General features: G+C 58.7%; 12 protein-coding genes. 11 read left to right on the forward strand and 1 reads right to left on the reverse strand.

Features of this window, described 5'->3' with window-relative positions; all coding sequences use genetic code 11:
• The 6 genes from tssF (at window position 1) to AC07R0_RS09530 (ending at window position 11,355) form a co-directional block, all read left to right on the forward strand.
• On the forward strand, window positions 1-1,845 hold the full coding sequence (tssF, locus tag AC07R0_RS09505) for a type VI secretion system baseplate subunit TssF (protein ID WP_495104606.1): 1,845 nt from the start codon (window positions 1-3) through the stop codon (window positions 1,843-1,845).
• A complete protein-coding gene (gene tssG, locus AC07R0_RS09510; RefSeq protein WP_495104607.1) occupies window positions 1,809-2,906 on the forward strand; it encodes a type VI secretion system baseplate subunit TssG in 1,098 nt (365 codons plus the stop codon). Before tssF ends, tssG begins: the two co-directional genes overlap by 37 nt.
• Before the next feature lie 15 nt (window positions 2,907-2,921).
• A complete protein-coding gene (gene tssH / locus AC07R0_RS09515; protein WP_495104608.1) occupies window positions 2,922-5,630 on the forward strand; it encodes a type VI secretion system ATPase TssH in 2,709 nt (902 codons plus the stop codon).
• 18 nt (window positions 5,631-5,648) lie between these two features.
• Window positions 5,649-8,756: a type VI secretion system Vgr family protein gene (locus AC07R0_RS09520; protein ID WP_495104609.1), complete on the forward strand. Its 3,108-nt coding sequence runs from the start codon at window positions 5,649-5,651 to the stop codon at window positions 8,754-8,756.
• A 105-nt stretch (window positions 8,757-8,861) separates the two neighbouring features.
• Window positions 8,862-11,063, forward strand: a complete 2,202-nt coding sequence (locus AC07R0_RS09525; RefSeq protein WP_495104610.1) for a hypothetical protein — start codon at window positions 8,862-8,864, stop codon at window positions 11,061-11,063.
• A 1-nt stretch (window position 11,064) separates the two neighbouring features.
• Entirely contained in the window at window positions 11,065-11,355 is a 291-nt protein-coding gene (locus AC07R0_RS09530; protein ID WP_495104611.1) for a hypothetical protein, read from the forward strand.
• A gap of 30 nt (window positions 11,356-11,385) precedes the next feature.
• Here the strand turns inward: AC07R0_RS09530 and AC07R0_RS09535 are convergent, their stop codons facing one another.
• Window positions 11,386-12,375: a formylglycine-generating enzyme family protein gene (locus AC07R0_RS09535; protein ID WP_495104612.1), complete on the reverse strand. Its 990-nt coding sequence runs from the start codon at window positions 12,373-12,375 to the stop codon at window positions 11,386-11,388.
• Between the two features lie 365 nt (window positions 12,376-12,740).
• On the opposite strand from AC07R0_RS09535, the gene AC07R0_RS09540 reads away from it, so the two are divergent.
• The 5 genes from AC07R0_RS09540 (at window position 12,741) to AC07R0_RS09560 (ending at window position 17,677) form a co-directional block, all read left to right on the forward strand.
• Window positions 12,741-13,670, forward strand: coding sequence for a branched-chain amino acid ABC transporter permease (locus AC07R0_RS09540; protein ID WP_495104613.1), 930 nt, complete (start codon window positions 12,741-12,743; stop codon window positions 13,668-13,670).
• Entirely contained in the window at window positions 13,660-14,820 is a 1,161-nt protein-coding gene (locus tag AC07R0_RS09545) for a branched-chain amino acid ABC transporter permease (RefSeq protein WP_495104614.1), read from the forward strand. Before AC07R0_RS09540 ends, AC07R0_RS09545 begins: the two co-directional genes overlap by 11 nt.
• Complete coding sequence (locus AC07R0_RS09550; RefSeq protein WP_495104615.1) at window positions 14,817-15,572, forward strand: ABC transporter ATP-binding protein; 756 nt, start codon at window positions 14,817-14,819, stop codon at window positions 15,570-15,572. The genes AC07R0_RS09545 and AC07R0_RS09550 overlap by 4 nt, the downstream gene beginning before the upstream one ends.
• Window positions 15,572-16,267, forward strand: coding sequence for an ABC transporter ATP-binding protein (locus AC07R0_RS09555; RefSeq protein ID WP_495104616.1), 696 nt, complete (start codon window positions 15,572-15,574; stop codon window positions 16,265-16,267). Before AC07R0_RS09550 ends, AC07R0_RS09555 begins: the two co-directional genes overlap by 1 nt.
• Before the next feature lie 90 nt (window positions 16,268-16,357).
• Window positions 16,358-17,677, forward strand: coding sequence for a lactonase family protein (locus AC07R0_RS09560; RefSeq protein ID WP_495104617.1), 1,320 nt, complete (start codon window positions 16,358-16,360; stop codon window positions 17,675-17,677).
• Window positions 17,678-17,735 lie beyond the last annotated feature (58 nt).

A 17,735-nucleotide genomic window follows, 5' to 3' on the forward strand; every position in this document is an offset into this window, starting at 1 on the left:
TTGCAAGAACTTCTTCCTTACTATGAGCGAGAGCTAGGCTTTCTAAGGCGGTATTCGCGCGAATTTTCGGAACGTTATCCGAAAATTGCGGGTAGTCTATTGATGGTGGGGGAGGTTTGTGAGGATCCCCACATCGAGCGCATGATCCAGTCATTTGCGCTGCTGAGTGCGCGAGTTTCTAAACGCATCGACGACGACTACCCCGAGTTTACGGAAGCACTGTTTGAAGTGCTTTACCCACATTATTTGAGACCATTTCCATCGTGTGCGATCGCACGTATGGATTCGGGTGTCAACATATCCCAGTTGACGGCAGCAACTCTAATGCCGCGAGGGACGGAGGTGAGCACCCGTCCGGTTAAGGGTGTTGAGTGTAGATTTCAAACCGCTTATGACGTGGTTGTTGCTCCTATTCGGCTGTCTCATGCGCAGTTCGATGCCATTGTGGCGGCTCCGGAATCCGTTGTGTTGCCACCCAAGGTCACTTCAAAAATCAGCATTCACATAGATGTTCTGTCTGAGCAGCTTGGCGTTGGTCAACTCGGTATTGGCAAACTCAGAGTGTTTATCGATGGAGAGCCATCCTTTTGCGCAGCTTTGCGGGACGCATTGTTTACCCGTAGTGTGCGAGCCTATGTTGAGCCGCCTAAAACGACGCAATGGAAGACACTGCCAGCCGTTCCAATTCGGGAGGTTGGCTTTGACGAAGAAGATGCACTGATTGATTTCCCTGCCAATTCGCATCCTGCTTACCGTCTGTTGACTGAGTATTTCTCTTTTCCAGAGAAATTCAATTTTTTTGATCTGGAGCTCTTGCCCATTTTGGCGCTGTTGCCGTTGGGGTGTAAGGGATTTATTCTGCATTTGGCGCTGGAGGGTCTGCGTTCAGATTCGAATATCGCGCGGATGTTGGGCACGCTATCGGCCAAGAATCTGCTATTGGGGTGTACGCCCGTGGTCAATCTGTTTAAACAACATGGTGACCCCATTCGCCTCACGCATACGGGTGCGCAGTATCCGGTGGTCGCGGATTCGCAGAATGCATTTGCGTTCGAGGTATACGCAATTGACTCAGTCAAACTGGTTCGACAATCGCCACAGGGTGAGTCTGTCACCGAATTCCGTCCGTTTTATTCTTTGCGCCACGGCCAGGTGCCGGGCAAAGAGGGGCATTACTGGGTCATGCGCCGCAATGAAATTGTGGCTCTCAGAAGCCCGGGGTATGAGGCAGAAATTTCGATTGTTGATATTGACTTTGATCCCGCCGAGATTGAGACGCAGACTTTGAGTTTGGAACTCACGGCGACCAATCGTGACCTGCCTGCCGCATTGGCCTACGGGCTGCCAGGCGGTGATTTGTTTCTGAAGGGTGGCACGTTGGTCAAGTCCATGAGTTTGCTGCGCAAGCCCAGCGCCCCCCTGCGCTTTGAGCGTGGACGAGGAGCCCATTGGCGCCTGATTTCGCATCTGGCGTTGAACCATTTATCGTTGACCAAAGGTGGGGTTGATGCCTTTCGCGAAACTTTGACCTTGTATGACTTGTCGCGTTCTGCGACAACGCAGCGCCAGATCGGAGCAATCTTCTCCATAGAACACCGTGCGGCCACTGCGTGGTTACCTGGCAATCCATTTGCCAGCCTGGTACGGGGAGTTGAAGTGCGTCTGACGCTGGATGAAGAGGGCTTCGTCGGCAGTGGCTTGCATGTGTTTGCCAGCCTGATTGACCGGTTTTTAGGGCTATACGTACACGTCAACAGTTTTACCCAACTCGTCATTACATCCAAAAGAAATGGGGAGGAGCTGTTGCGATGCCGACCACGAAGCGGAGATTTGAGCCTAGCGTAGTTCAGCGCCTGCTCGCCACGCCATATCGCTTCCAGTTCTTCCAGTCGGTGCGGCTGATCGAACTGTGGTTTAAGAAAAGAGGTGTGGGTTCGGAGCAGATGCTGTCCAACCACATACGCTTTGCCAATCGGATTTCTCTTGGCTATCCGGCTAGTGAAGTCGAGAGCCTTGCGGTTTTTCCGTCGGAGCCGGATGCGTCGGTGGTGGAGTCTGAGCTTGCAATGCAGAGCGAGGCATTCAAGCATTTCAGCTTGACGCCTACATTCATGGGTTTTCTGGGCGGCAATGGAGCCCTGCCAAACCATTACACCGAGCGTGTTGCTGCGCATCAGGCTTTGGAAAAAGATGAAGGCCCACGTGCTTTTCTGGACACTTTTTCCAATCGTGCATTGGCTTTGTTTTACCGTGCCTGGCGTAAGTACCGGCTGGAGTTGCACTACGACCAAGCCGAGGGAAAAGACGGGTTTCTCCCGTTGTTGCTATCGTTATCGGGTCTGGGACAAAGCTCTCTGCATAGCCGTCTGGGGAGCGACGGAGAGGGCGTTCTTGATGAGTCCATTGCGCGGTTTGCCGCCGCCGTACGTCAGCGCCCCACATCTGCTGCGCTGTTGCAGCGCGTTTTAAGCGAATATTTTGCGGTACCCATCGCGCTAGAGCAGTTTGTCGGCATGTGGTACCACGTGCCACGTGAGCACCAAACGCAACTAGGGTCAACCAATGCCGTGTTAGGCACGGCTGCGATGGTGGGCTCGCGTGTCTGGCAACGTGACCTGCGGGTACGTCTGCGCGTAGGGCCGCTGGCCCGCGCAGATTTTGAACAGTTTTTGCCAAGGGCCAAGGCGGCTGTAGCTTTGCAAAAAATACTCACCCTTTTCACCGGCGTATGTCTGGAGTACGAGGTGCAATTGGTATTGCGCTCTTCTGATGTATCCGGCGCCCGCTTAGGTGCGGATGGCCCAAGTGGTCGGCTTGGGTGGGATTTATTTTTGACTAGTAAACCAGAAGTGCAGGACCGCGCGGACGTCTGTTACGACATCCATGCGCTGGCTGCAGATTTTTAGACGCGAAAGTAGGCGATGGGCACCAATCTCAAAACACTGATCAGCAAACTCAACGACCACGCACGGCTAGCGACAGAACGCGCAGCCAATATGTGTACCAGCAGAGGTCAATACGAAGTCGATCTGGAGCATTTGTTCCTGGCTTTGCTGGAGCAGCCCCACAGCGACTTTGCCGTGATTGCCCGTAAGTCCGGCATCAGTGTCGAGAGCCTGCAATCAGATCTAGAGGCCGAAATCGGCCGCTTCAAAACTGGCAACACGCGCACACCCGTGCTGTCGCCGCACCTGCAAACCTTGTTCGAACACGCTTGGCTGATTGCTTCACTGGACAACCAGTCTGCGCGCATACGCAGCAGCCATCTTTTGCTGGCTTTATTGACCCAGCCCGATTTGGCGCAGCTGGCCTACAGAGGGTCCAAGCTGTTTGTCAAATTCAAGTTGGACGAACTGAAGCACAACCTAGCCAAATTGACCGAGGGTTCTGAAGAAGGAGCCCGTGTGCAATCCATTACGCAAGAGCAGGGCGGCGATCCTGTCGGTGATCTGTCCGCTCGAACAGGCACCAAGACTCCTGCCTTGGACCAGTACACCACCAACCTCACGCAGCGGGCTCGCGAAGGCAAGGTAGACCCGGTGATAGGCCGCGATACGGAAATACGCCAGGCCGTCGACATCTTGCTGCGGCGCCGGCAGAACAATCCCATTCTGACGGGTGAAGCCGGTGTGGGTAAAACCGCCGTAGTAGAAGGTTTGGCTTTGCGCATAGCACAGAAGGATGTGCCCGAAGTTCTGCAAGGCGTAGAAATCCACACCTTGGACATGGGCCTGCTGCAGGCTGGCGCCAGCGTCAAAGGTGAGTTTGAGAATCGGCTGAAAAATGTGATTGACGAGGTGAAGAAGAGCCCACACGCCATCATTTTGTTCATTGACGAAGCCCATACGATGATCGGAGCAGGCGGCCAAGCCGGCCAGAACGATGCGGCCAATTTGCTCAAACCGGCCTTGGCCCGGGGCGAGCTGCGCACTATCGCTGCGACCACATGGGGTGAATACAAAAAGTATTTTGAAAAAGACGCGGCGTTGGCTCGACGCTTTCAGGTGATCAAGGTGGAAGAGCCCAGCGAAGAACTGGCTTGTGCCATGCTGCGCGGCATGGCTGCGGTGATGGAGAAGCACTTCAACGTGCGTATTTTTGACGAAGCCATCACCGAAGCAGTGCGCCTGTCCCACCGCTACATCAGCGGCCGTCAATTGCCCGACAAGGCGATCAGCGTACTGGATACGGCCTGCGCGAAAGTCGCGCTGGGGCAAAGCGCGGTCCCGGCCGTGCTGGAAAATCTGCGAAAACATCTGGACCGCATGCACACCGAGATTGCCAACCTGGAGCGCGAGCAGGCCAGTGGCAGCCAACACGGAGAGCGGCTGCAAGAACTCTTCGCCCAACGCGATGCGGCCAACGCGGAGCTAGTGCTGCAGACCGCGCGCTGGGATACAGAGCAAGCCCTTGCACAAAAAATAAAGGCCGCTCGTCTTGCTCTGGAAGCGCTTGCAGTGCAGGCACCAACCGTGGTGGCGGAGGGCGCTTCCAAACCGGCTAAAGCGATCAAGAAGCCTACCAAAGCCAGCGATAGCCCGGAGCTGGCTGCTCTTCAGCAACTGTTGGCAGAACTCAAAACCCACCAGGGCGAAACACCCCTAGTCCCCGTCCAGGTTGATGGTCATGTCGTAGCTGAAATTGTTGCCAGCTGGACCGGCATCCCTCTGGGCAAGATGGTCAGTGACGAAATCAAAACCGTGCTCAAGCTCAAGGACCTGCTGCAAGAGCGCGTTCTGGGCCAGCCCCATGCCATCGAAGCTGTTGCCCAGCGTGTACGCACCTCGCGCGCCAACCTGGACGACCCCAACAAGCCCAAGGGCGTGTTCCTGTTTGTAGGCCCCAGCGGCATCGGCAAAACCGAGACTGCGCTGGCTTTGGCCGACGCTTTGTATGGTGGCGAGAAAAAGCTCATCACCATCAATATGAGCGAATACCAGGAAGCGCATAGCGTGTCTGGCCTGAAAGGTTCGCCACCTGGTTACGTGGGCTATGGCGAGGGCGGTGTGCTGACAGAAGCCGTGCGCCGCAACCCCTACAGCGTAGTGCTATTGGATGAAGTCGAGAAAGCCCACCCCGATGTGATGGAGCTGTTCTTTCAGGTCTTTGACAAAGGTGTGATGGACGATGCCGAGGGCCGCGAAATCGACTTCAAGAACACCATCATCATCTTGACCAGCAATGTTGCCTCCAGCCAGATGATGCAGGCCTGCCTGAACAAGACGGCTGATGAACTACCCAGCACCGAAGCGCTGGAAGCCTTGATCCGGCCGCAGCTGATGAAGGCCTTCAAACCCGCTTTCCTAGGGCGGCTGAAGGTGGTTCCGTACTACCCCATTGGCGATGAGGTGCTGGCGCAAATCATCGAGCTCAAGCTATCGCGCATCCAGAAGCGCATTGCCGTCAACCACAAAGCCGAGTTTGTGTATGACGACGCGCTGGTGGATGCAATCCTGGCCCGCTGCACCGAGGTGGATTCGGGTGCCCGCAATGTAGACAACATCTTGAACGGCAGCCTGTTGCCTGAAATATCAGAAAGCGTGCTGGCCCAGATGGCCACAGGCGGCCTTATCCGCAAGATCAAGGTCAGCGCCAATAAAAAGGGCGACTTCAAGTACGCCATACAGTAAGTGAACCGGTAAGCACATATGACCGCGATCAGCACCATCGCCAGTCTTGGCCCGCTCAGTGGCGTATTCAGCAGCATGCTCGACAGCTGGGGCCAGTCCGACCGTTTGCTGCGTTTGCACACCACTCTGCCAGGACAATTACTGCTGGCCGAACGTCTGCAGGCGGTAGAGTCCTTGTACCCTGGCAACCTGGGCGTGCAAGACGAAGCCGGGACCGGCTTGGCCGCGGACCCCGCGTTTTGCGGCACCCGTTGGTACATACGCTGCCTGAGCCAAGACGCCCATATCGACCTGTCCACGTTGTTGGGCCAGCCAGTGCTACTGGAGCTGCTTACCGATGCCAGCCGTACCGATTTGCGTCCCTTCCATGGCCATATCACCCATGTTGAGCAATTGGGTGCCAACGGCGGTCTGGCCCGTTACCAACTGACCGTAGAACCCTGGCTCGCCTTTCTGGCGCAGCGCCAGGACAGCGCCAGCTTCCAGGACATGCAGGTCTTTGACATCCTGGACTCCATCTTCCAGGACTACCAGGGCCAAGGCGCTCTGCAGCCGCAGTGGCGGTTTGATATTGCCGACAAGTCTGCCTACCCCAAACGCAGTCTGACGACCCAGTACCAGGAAACCGACCTGGCCTTCATCACCCGGCTCATGGCCGAAGAAGGCCTGTTCGCCTGGGTCGAGCATGTGGGCGATGCCAACAGCCCCGCACTGGGCACCCACACCGTTGTGATAGCCGACCACAACGGCGCATTCCAGCCCAACGCCAGCGCGGATGTGGCCTTCACCCAGCCCGGCGCAGTCATGCAACGCGACAGTGTCGACCGCTGGCGCAGCCTCAGCCGCTGGCAGGCCCGCACGGTGCAACTCAGCACATGGGACTACCGTGGCGGTACCAGCCGCCCAGCGCTGGCCAGCAATACCGGCAATGGGGAATCCGATGCCACCGGCGCCATCCCCTTGGCCCACCGGGATGCCCCCGGCGCCTATGCCTTCGAAACCCCGGCCCAAGGCCAGCGTCTGGCCCGCAACCAGCTACAGGCCCTGGATGTCGCCCGCCAGCTCTACACCGGAGCCGGCACCGTACGCAGCTTCGCCCCCGGCACCCACTTCGTGCTCAGCGGCCAGGCCGATCTATCCACGTTGTTGGAAGAACCACCTGAGGACGAACGCCGCTACACCCTGTTGCGTGTCGTCCACCTGGCGCACAACAACCTCAGTGCCGAGCTGCGTGCCGCAGTAGACCAGCGCTTGGGTGGAGAACAGGAAGATGCCTCAGGAATAAATGCCAAATCGGCCTCTGGCGCTGGTACTACCAGCGCAGGCAGCTATCTATTCAATAGCATGCGGGAAGCATTGAGTAATCTCTCCAGCAGCGACAAACCGTTGTACCGCAACCGCGTAGACGCCATTCGCAACACCACTCCGTACAGGGGCTCCGTGGTAGGTAGCCAGGGCCAGTTGCTCCACCCCAAGCCCAGCGTCTACGGCCAGCAAACCGCCATCGTGGTAGGCCCAGCCGGGCAGGTGGTCTACACCGACCGCGACCACCGCGTCAAAGTCCAATTCCACTGGCAGCGTGATGCCGCCGGCCAATACGGCAGTCACAGCCGCCAGAGCCACCCCAGCCAGCAAGGCCAAGGTGGAGCCCACACAGGGGCGCCCGCCAATGAACAAAGCGGCACCTGGGTCCGGGTCGCCGCCAGCCTGGCCCCCACCGCAGGCGCCAACTGGGGCGCTGTCGCCATCCCCCGCATAGGCCAGGAAGCCTGGGTGGACTTCATCGAGGGCGACATTGACCGCCCCGTCATCACCGGCAGCGTCTACAACGGCCAAGGCACTGCCGACGCCCAATACAACCAGGCCCCTAGTGGTGCTGGCAGCAGCACCGGCAACGCCCCCGCATGGTTCCCCGGTGAGGCCGACGGCCATGCCCACCCCGCAGCCTTGAGCGGCATCAAAACCCAGGCCTTGTCCGCCAGCCAGCAAGGCGCAGGTGGCTACAACCAACTGGTGTTTGACGACAGTGACGGCCAGGCCCGCACCGCTCTGCAAAGCCATGCTTCCCCGCACCAGGGAACGGCTGAACTCAACCTGGGCCAGCTGCGCCATCAAAGCGACAACCAACGACTGAATCCGGTGGGCTTCGGTGCGGAACTCAAAACTCCGCACAGCCACGCCAGCCGGGCCGGCGCTGGCATGCTGCTGAGTACCGACGCTAGAGCTAACGTCAGCCGCACCCAGCTCGACAGCCAGGAGGCGATAGCTCAGGCCCAGGCCAGCCAACAGCTGCACACCAGCCTGGCCGAGACAGCGCAAAAGCACAAAGCCGAACTCAAAGCCCAGCCCGAACCCGCCAAGCTGCCCGCCGTAGAACAACAGGCCCGCAGCATAGACATCCTGCAAACCCAGGACCAAGACGCCACTGCCTACAGCGAACCCCTGCTCCAGCTCAGCGGCAAAGGCGGCATCACCACCGCCACCCCCGAAAGCGGCGTCTTCAGTGCCGGCAACACCAGCAGCATCACCGCAGGAAACGCCATCAACCTGGCGGCCCAAGGCAACAGTCACCACCTGATCAAAGACGGCATCAGCTTCTTCACCTACGGCAAAGTCAGCAACGCCAGCCAGCCGAACCAGGAAACCGGCATCGCCCTGCATTCCGCCAGCGGCAAGGTCAGCAGCCAAAGCCAGAGTGGCCAGACACGGCTGACGGCTGACCAGGGCATTACGGTGGCCAGCGTCACCGGTGCAATCAACGTCAGTGCGGAGCAGCATGTGTTACTGACCGCGAGCGGGGCGGGGCTGCGCATTGAAGGGGGCAACATCACCATCCAGGGGCCGGGGACTATGGCGTTCAAGGGCAGTGCTGTGGAACTGACCGGGCCGGGGAGTGTGAATGCGCCAGGCAGCAACTTACCCAAGCCGTCAGTCTTGGAGAGGTACAACGAGGCGTTTGTCGTGAAGAATCAAGAAACGGGGGAAGCCATGGCGCACGTGCGGTACCGCGTTGAAGACGACAGCGGCAAGATGCTGGTGGAGGGCGTAACCGATGCTCTTGGAAAAACCCAGCGCGTACATACAGCCAAGGCGCAGGGGATCAAAGTTTTCCTTCTTGACAACTGAGTGCCCTGCAGTTGCCCCTAGTCGGTTTCCCCTTTACTTCCTTGGCTAGTGTGGCAAAACTGTCCCGAGCTTGACAAACATATTTACGTTAAAGCGAAACCCGCCATGACCGAAGTACTGCAACCCAATAAGGCCGTCAACACAGACGCCAAACTAAATACCTTCATTGACGTAACCCACACTCTGGGCGACGGCTACTTGCTGTATCGGCCTGATGAAAATGCCTTCATTGCGCTGTATCCGGAAGAGTTTTTAGCGTTACGTGCTGAAGGCGAAGCGAATAACACGGCGATTGAAGAGCTGCAAGCAGCCAATCAGGACGTAACAGAAAAGTCACTTGCATTGACAGAGCTATTGCGCAACCCGAATCCAGCTAAAGCCGATCTCAAAAAGGCCCAAGATGAACTTGATCAAGCGCTGGCTACTTTGGATGTAAAAAGCGAAGCTGCCAAGACCAAGATAGACAAGCTGACAGACATCAAGGCCGACCAAAAAAAGTTCGTGGAACTACTGCCACTGACCCAGGCACGCAATGCTCGGGATAAGACCTATTACGTGTCTGCCGACAAAATTAAAAGTGCCTTGGCTGACAAACGCGTCTATCTGGTCGAGGGCAAGGCGGAGCGACAGAAGGGCGCCAAGGATAAATTGCACAACGGCATGACACTCAACGGTAAAGAGATCAAACGCCGGATTGCGGAAACTGCGATCGACAAAGCCAAGTTTGAGAAGAAATGGAAGCTCAAACCCAAGGACGGTGACGAATATACGGGCCTATTTTTTAGCGACTGGTCCAAGGCTATGGGCTCTACGGCTCAGACCTTTCTGGAGCGTGAGCAAAAGGAAATTGTGGAAGGCATCTTCGGTCCTGTTAACGCGGACCCGAATGATCCACATCGTAAAGTAGATTTGAAGGCTGAAGCCCAGTTGATGCGATGGGCCGCCGGCGCAGGATTGGAGGCTAACGTGCAAGGCTTCCAAGGCAACATTTTTGACAAACGTGACAAAGATTGGAAGAGCCGCTTCAAACGAGCAGCCAAAGCCGCGCAGTTCAACGTCAAGGCCAATGCTGAGGCGTCGATGGCACTGGGCGAGGCCAAGGTGACAACTACCCTCTTTATGCCCCACTACGCAGGTTGGCACCTGACCCCTGCCGGTGCAGGAGTGGCGCTGGACCTTGGCCACTTTAGGCTGCGCGGCGAGATGGCCCTCTATGCATTGGCGGGGGCCAGCTTGGCTCTGGAGGCAAATGTAGGCCTCATGTTGACCGCGAGTAAGCAGGGTCTGCGAGGGGTACCCAAAAACACCAAGGCCGTAAAAGCCAAGGCTAGCGCCGGGGCCGAAGCCAAAGTGTTCGCCGGACTCAAAGAAGGCGTGGACCTGGCAGGTGCCCTGCAATGGCTGAATCCTGAGGGTTTCACCGATGCCAAAAACCCCAAGCGTAAAGACCCGAGTAAGACATGGGCCGAGTACGTGGATGTAGCCAATGTGGGGGCGGGTATAGCTGGCATCGAAGGTTTGGCCGCTTCGCTGGGGTTTGAGGTCGGCTACAAAAACGGTAACTTTGTGATTGCGGCCAAGGCCGGAGCTTGCCTGGGGTTGGGCGGGGAGGGTAGCGTGTCTTGCAAGGTGGGGGGGAAGACGATTTTTGACTTCGTTGGATGCGTAGCGCACCAGTTGAAGCAGGCGGATTACACAAAGTTGCAAGGGTTGATGGCGAAACCTATTTTTTACGCCTTCAACCAAGTGCTTTACATGGTGCAAGCCGGTGAGAAGACATTGCAGGATTTTGTGGATTCAGCATTGGAAGACGTACGGGATATTGGGCAAATCTATGACAACGCCGTAGATGCAGTTCGTCAAAAAGGCGAGCGCTTCATCCGCGAAATGGAACAGCAAATGCGCAGCGGTTGGGGGTGGTTTGCTTACATGCCACCCGAGGCCCGTGGGGCCATGATCGCCAGCATTACCGAGATTGCTAACCAACCTCAGTACGCGGGGAACCGCGAGTTGCGGCAGATGGCCGCTTTTAGCGTGGATAGTTTGTTGGCAACCACGCAAACGCGGGGGCATTTAGATAACACGCTAGACCGTATTACTACGGCGATGGGCGAGCTGGGCAACCGCAGCAATGTGGTGGCCATGAATGATTTGCTGGACGGGTCCAGTTTTGCGGGCGGGCTGGACCGGGCGAGTGTCCAGGTCGCCAAGGCTGAGCCGATGATTCAGCGCCCGTTTATGCGTAACGACGATCCTAGCTTTGCCTACGCGCAGTTTCCGCTGTCTCACCCTAGTGCGCACGCTTGACGTGAAGCAATCGGTGCACTCAGAGGTCGGTGGCTTTGCCGCCGTAACTACGATGCTTGGTAACGGGATTCGCTGGCTTTTGTGGAGCCCCTTTGCTTTGATCGGTTGGGTTGCGCGGCTGGTTTGGAGCGTTGTGAAGTGGTTTTTTTTAGGGTTGGTGTTTGTGCTCTTTTGGGCATGGACTTCGGACGAAGATGACCTAGTGGTGTTTGACAGCAATGACTCAAATCGCAACGAAACACTTCGCAGCACTATTCGCAAGGCCAAGGCATCTCGTAAAAAGCGCAATTAGTACCCTTTACGGCGATAGTATCGACTTAGATTAGTTGACTGCGCAACGGAACTGAGCGGTGGACCAGCCACTAAAACCAGGGTATTGCCCCGCAAAATCAGGACGAACCTCTTTCGGAGTTTTGCCCCCCCTAGAAAAAACAAATCCACCGAATGCAGGGCTATTTCCCGGCGATGAGTGTCCCCTAATAACTTTTCCCGGTCCAAATTCGGGATGGCTCACTTGCGCAGGTTGCCCCACCACTGGGCCTTTGGGATTGTGTGTGGGCGAGTTCTTGTAATAGTCCGGGTCGTACCAGTCATTGACCCATTCACTGGCAAAGTAATCCAACATTCCATACAGACCCGCAGGGTTCGGAGGGTAGGTGCCGATATCCGGTGTGCGTTGGTCCTCGGTGTCCCAAGGGTAGTTCCTATTCTTATCAATCTTCCCGTTATCCGTAGCAAACAGTACTTTCTTACCGCCAGAGCGAGCCGCGTATTCCCATTGCGCCTCGGTCAGCAAATCAAACGGCATGCCGGTAAGCTGGCCGAGCCATGCGCAATATGCCTTGGCTCCAAACCAGTTCACTCCGGCAGGCTTGCGTGGGGCGCGGTACTTGAGGCCGAATTTTGTCTGGTCGATGCGCTGCTCACCCACACTATCGGTAAACAAATCGAAGTCGTCGTAAGTTACCTTGTAAGCCATGATAGAAAAACCGTCCAGAGTGACGGCGTGTGCAGGCTTGTTGTTGGTTTCCGCCTCGTACGGCAGCCCATCGGCATTGCCCCAGTCGCCCATTTCAAAGGTGCCACCGGGTAGGTGCACAAGCTCTTTTTTTACTCGTTCAGCCAAAGCCTTCGCTGCTGTTGACGCAGGGGCGGCGGTAGCTTGGGAATTCGCCGCTGCGGGCGGTGCTGATGCGTTGGGGCCAGTTTGTCCGCAAGCTGTTAAACAGGTACTAAGCAACAAGCTAAATAAGCCCAATGATTTGCTAGTAGTAGAGGTGTGCGGGCGGGCGGGATTGGTCGAGAAATGCATGCAGGGATTCTCCCTGAACTGGTCACCATACGCTTTGAAAAGTGACTTCAAAAAGCATTCAAATGTAAGCACACAGAATTTGTAGAAAGTCGGCCCCTCACGACCGCCCGACCTGCGCAGGAAGCTATCAAAAATATAGTAGTCGATGCCCTATACGCGAAAGCGTGATGGTCTACACCGACCGCGACCACCGCGTCAAAACCAAATTCCACTGGCAGCGTGATGCCACCGGCCAATACGGCAGCCACAGCCGCCAAGTAGTCCGCTAACCGATCACCTGTTTCGCCAAGGGGGACGTTCACCGGGCCTTAGCGCCAGCTACACTTCCGCCCCACCGCACCGCGTGGCCCCACCCCTGGAAACGCATGGAGTTTTTCACCCTATCTTTGTTGAACGGCCTGGCCTATGGGCTGATGCTGTTCATGCTCAGCGCGGGATTGACGCTGGTTTTCAGCATGATGGGGGTGCTGAATTTGGCCCATGCCAGCTTTTACATGCTCGGGGCCTACTTCGCCTACAGCCTGACGCAGTGGCTTGGCTTCTGGGCGGCCTTGGTGTTGGCTCCGGCTGCCGTGGGCTTGCTGGGCGCGGGGTTTGAAAAGTTCGTGTTGCGCCGCATGCATGCCCATGGGCATATCGCCGAAATGCTGGTGACATTCGGGTTGAACACGGTGCTGATCGAACTGGTGCAACTGGTCTGGGGCAGGGGGCCGGTGGACTACCGCATTCCAACCCAATTGGCGGGGCCTTTGTTCTATGTGTGGGGCTCGCCGTTTCCTGCCTATCGCGGTTTCATGGTGCTGGTGGCGTTGGCCATGTTGGGCGGGCTGTGGTTGGTGTTGGCGCGTACCCGGATCGGCCTGGTGGTGCAGGCGGCGCTGACGCACCCGGATGCGGTACAGGCCTTGGGCCACAACGTGCCTCGCGTGTTCATGGGGGTGTTTGCCGGCGGTGCTGCGCTGGCTGGCCTGGCGGGTGTGGTGGGGGGCAACGCTTTTGTGACCGAACCGGGCATGGCTGCCACCGTGGGCTCCGTGGTATTTGTGGTCGTGGTGGTGGGCGGCATGGGGTCTTTGAAGGGGGCCTTTCTGGCGTCTTTGCTGGTGGGCATGCTGCAAACCTTGGCGGTGGGCATCGATACCCCGGTACTCGGATGGCTGGTCGCCCCAGGCTCCTGGGGCGATGCCTTGCGGCGCATCAAGGTCAGCCAGATCGCGCCACTGTTGCCCTACTTATTGCTGGTGATCGTTTTGGTGGCCAGACCGCAAGGGCTGTGGGGGCGGCGTGCTGACTAAGGCCGCGGTGTGGGGCGGTTCGGCGGCGCTTCTGCTGACGGTGCCATGGGTGTTCCACAGCAGCCTGGGCCAAAGTTTGCTGACGCAGATGGGCATCGCCACCATCGTCTGCCTCAGCTACAACATTTTGCTGGGGCAGGGCGGCATGCTGAGCTTTGGCCACGCGGTGTACGCCGGGCTGGGCGCGTTTGCCGCCATGCATGTGTTGAACCTGGCGCTGCTACCGGTCAGCCTGGTGCCCTTGGTAGGTGGCGTGGCCGGGGCCGTGCTGGCCTTGCTGCTGGGCTGGATGAGTGCGCAGCGTTCTGCCACTACGTTTGCCATGGTGACGTTAGGCCTGGGCGAGCTGGTGGCGGCGATGGCGTGGTTGTTCCCGGCGGTCTTTGGCGGCGAATCGGGCCTGGCCGGCAACCGCGTGCAAGGTGCTGCGCCCTTGGGCATCAGCTTCGGTCCGCAAATCCAGGTTTACTACCTGGTGGCTGCCTATACCGGCGTTTGCACGGCGTTGATGTACTTCTTTACCCTGACCCCCCTGGGCCGCATGCTGAACGCCGTGCGCGATAACGCGGAGCGCGCCGAATTTGTAGGCTACAACGCCCGCCGTGTGCGCTTCATGGCGGTGGTGGTGGCGGGGTTTTTCGCAGGTATTTCCGGCGGCTTGGCGGCCTTGCACTTCGAGATAGTGACTGCCGACGTGCTGGGAAGCCAGCGCTCGGGGACCTACCTATTGTTCACGGTGCTGGGCGGCACGGGGTTCTTTTGGGGGCCGATCATTGGCGCGGTACTGATGGTGCTGTGTTTTGTGTTGTTGAGTACCTTGACCAAGGCCTGGCTGCTGTACCTGGGCTTGATGTTTCTGGCCATCGTGATTGTGGCACCGGGGGGTATCGCCAGTGTGTTGGTGGCGCACCGGCTGCAGTGGCGCCGATGGCCGCGTTATGTGGCTTTGACCCTGTGTGCAGCGATGGCCTTCGTGGGCCTTTCCATGCTGGTAGAGATGGCCTACCAGCTGCAACTGCAGTCTTCGCTGGGGCCGGAGTTGCGCTGGATGGGCTTGCAACTGGACGCCAGCCGCTGGACCTGTTGGCTGGGCGCGGCACTGGTATTGCTGGCGGGCGGCGGCATGTTTATGGGGGCGCGCCGGATATGACGGAACCTGTGCCAGCACTGGAGCTGCAAGGCCTGCGTAAAAGCTTTGGCCCGGTAGACATCATCCGGGGTGCCAGCCTGGCCGTGGCGGCGGGCGAGCGGGTGGCGCTGATCGGCCCCAACGGCGCGGGCAAGTCCACCTTGTTCAACCTCATCAGCGGCAAACATGCGCCAGACAGCGGCCGTGTCGTGCTGCAAGGCCAGGCCATACAAGGCAAAACACCTTTCCAGATCTACCGGGCGGGCCTGTCGCGCAGCTTCCAGGTCAGCAACGTATTCGAACGGCTCAGCGTGTTTGAAAACCTGCGTTGCAGCGTGTTGTGGAGCCTGGGCTATGGCTACAGCTTCTGGCGTCGTTTGTCGGGCCTGAAGGATGCCAATGCCCTGGCAGAGCATTGCATGGCCCAGGTGCAGCTGAGCGCCAAACGTGATGTGTTGGCTGGCGAACTGGGTTATGCCGAGCAGCGCGCGCTGGAGCTGGGTATCACCATTACCGGCGGTGCCCACACTGTTCTGCTGGACGAACCTACGGCCGGCATGGGGGCCAGCGAAAGCGCGCATTTCGTGCAGCTGATACGCGACGTGACCCAGGGTAAAACGCTATTGATTGTGGAGCACGATATGCAGGTGGTATATGCGCTGGCGGACAAAATAGCTGTGATGGTGGCGGGGCAGATCATCGCCTGCGACACACCGGCCGCCATACGCGCCAACCCGCAGGTGCAAGCTGTTTATCTGGGGGCCACCGCCTGATGCTGCAGGTACGCCAGCTCCACGCCTACTACGGCCACAGCCATGTGCTGCAGGGGCTGTCGTTCGACCTGCGGCCGGGCGAAATCGTTGCCCTGCTGGGGCGCAATGGCGCAGGCCGGTCCACCACGGCCAAGGCGCTGATGGGCTTGGTCCGCGCAGAAGGCTCGGCGCTTTGGATGGGGCAGGAACTGCTGGGGCTGCAGCCGTTTCAGATTGCGCAGCGTGGCCTGGGCTATGTTGCCGAAAGCCGCGACATCTTTCCGCGGCTGAGCGTGCAGCAGAACCTGTTGCTGGGCCAGAAGTCCGCCGGCCCCAAGGGCCCGTGGGATCTGGATGCGATCTACCAGATGTTTCCCCCGCTCAAAGCCCGCCAGCATGCCCCTGGCGGCGTGCTGTCCGGCGGCGAGCAGCAAATGCTGGCCCTGGGGCGTACCCTGGTGGGCAACCCGCAGCTGCTGCTGGTAGACGAGCCGACTGAAGGCCTGGCGCCGCAGCTGGTGGCGCACATGGCCGCCACCCTTCAGCAGTTGCGCAGCCAGGGTATGGCGATTCTGCTGGTGGAGCAAAAACTGGCCATTGCCCTGGACATAGCTGACCGCGTATTGCTGATGGGGCGGGGGCGCATCGTGTTCGAGGGTACGCCGCAGCAGTTGCGTGAGGACAATGCCTTGCGTCAGGAGTGGCTGGAAGTGTGAAATGCCTGCTGCAAGCCAGACATCAATTGATAAATAACTTTATGCGTGGGTGCTACCGTAGTTCGCACAAGAGAAACTACGGAGTGAGCTTTGAACACACAGCGCCGCAATGGCTTACCATTTTTGATTACCTGCGCCACCGTTGTCGCATTGACTTCCTGCGGAGGCGGTAGCAGCGATGACACCACCGCATACACGCTGGCCGGTACAGTCAGCGGCTTGACGACCAGCGGCCTGGTGCTGGCCAATGGCTCGTCCACCCTGGCGGTGGCCTCGGGTGCCACCAGTTTCACCTTCAGCGACAGCATGACGGGCAGTTACGACGTCAGCGTGGCGACGCAGCCGGACGGGCAGACCTGCGTGGTCAGCAATGCCAGCGGCGGCGGTGGCAGCAATGTGTCCAGTGTGGTGGTTACCTGCCGTGGCTATGTGGCCTTTACCAGCAACTGGTACAGCGGTAGCCTGGGCGAATTCAGCGTGGGCAGTACCGGGGCCTTGGCTGCGCAGTCAACGGCCACGCTGTCCACCAACACCTATTTGCCGTCCAGCATCAGCACCAGTGCCGATGGCAAGTTTGCTTACGTCAGCTTCCAGAACAACAAGGCCATAGGCGTCTACAGCATCTCGGCCAGCACCGGCGCGTTGAGCCTGGTGGGCACCGGTAGCGCCGATAGCGCAGGGTACGGCCTGGCCATCAGCCCCGACAGCAAATACCTGTACGTCGCCAACTACGGCAGCGCCACGGTGTCGCAGTTCACCATCGGCTCTACCGGCGCACTGACCGCCATGTCCACACCTAGCGTGGCTGCGGGGGTGAACCCCTACGCGGTGGCGGTCAGCCCCGATGGCTTGTACGCCTATGTGGTCAACGCCAGTGGCAACAGCGTGTCGCAGTACAGCATTGGTAGCACTGGTGCGCTGACGGCCTTGTCGCCGGCCACGGTCAGCCTGAGCTCGGTGGGCACCACGCCGCTGGCGATTGCCATTGCGCCAGACAGCAACTACTTGTATGTGACCCTATCAGACAGCGCCAAACTGGCCCAGTTCAGCATTGGCAGCAGCGGCTTGTTGACGGCCTTGTCGCCCGCCAGCGTTAGCACCGGCACCTCGCCCAGCGGCATCGTCGTCAGCCCTGGCGGGCGCTATGCCTATGTGGCGAATTCGGGCGACAACACGGTGTCCCAGTACAGCATCTCCAGCGGCAAGCTGACTGCCATGGCTACCCCCACCGTGGCTACCGGCACCGGCCCCAGCGGAATTGCCGTGTCGCCCAGCGGCAGCTTTGTGTATGCGGCCAACTACAACGACGCCACGGTTACATCGTTCAGCGTAGGGTCCAGCGGCGCATTGACCTCGCTGGGGACTGCATCCACCAACGGCTCCGGGCCCAGCAGTATCTCGGTGCGCTAGTAAAACTGTCCCGACTGGGACAAACCAGTGCATGCGCCGACATGCACCGGGCCTAGAA

This window comes from Rhodoferax sp. GW821-FHT07F03 (assembly GCF_059418745.1).

What these genes read in the sequence shown, in the direction of transcription:
- tssG (WP_495104607.1), top strand. Translation starts at nt 1,809, where the DNA reads ATGCCGACCACGAAGCGGAGATTTGAGCCTAGCGTAGTTCAGCGCCTG.
- tssH (WP_495104608.1), top strand. Translation starts at nt 2,922, where the DNA reads ATGGGCACCAATCTCAAAACACTGATCAGCAAACTCAACGACCACGCA.
- AC07R0_RS09520 (WP_495104609.1), top strand. Translation starts at nt 5,649, where the DNA reads ATGACCGCGATCAGCACCATCGCCAGTCTTGGCCCGCTCAGTGGCGTA.
- AC07R0_RS09525 (WP_495104610.1), top strand. Translation starts at nt 8,862, where the DNA reads ATGACCGAAGTACTGCAACCCAATAAGGCCGTCAACACAGACGCCAAA.
- AC07R0_RS09535 (WP_495104612.1), bottom strand. Translation starts at nt 12,375, where the DNA reads ATGCATTTCTCGACCAATCCCGCCCGCCCGCACACCTCTACTACTAGC.
- AC07R0_RS09540 (WP_495104613.1), top strand. Translation starts at nt 12,741, where the DNA reads ATGGAGTTTTTCACCCTATCTTTGTTGAACGGCCTGGCCTATGGGCTG.
- AC07R0_RS09550 (WP_495104615.1), top strand. Translation starts at nt 14,817, where the DNA reads ATGACGGAACCTGTGCCAGCACTGGAGCTGCAAGGCCTGCGTAAAAGC.
- AC07R0_RS09555 (WP_495104616.1), top strand. Translation starts at nt 15,572, where the DNA reads ATGCTGCAGGTACGCCAGCTCCACGCCTACTACGGCCACAGCCATGTG.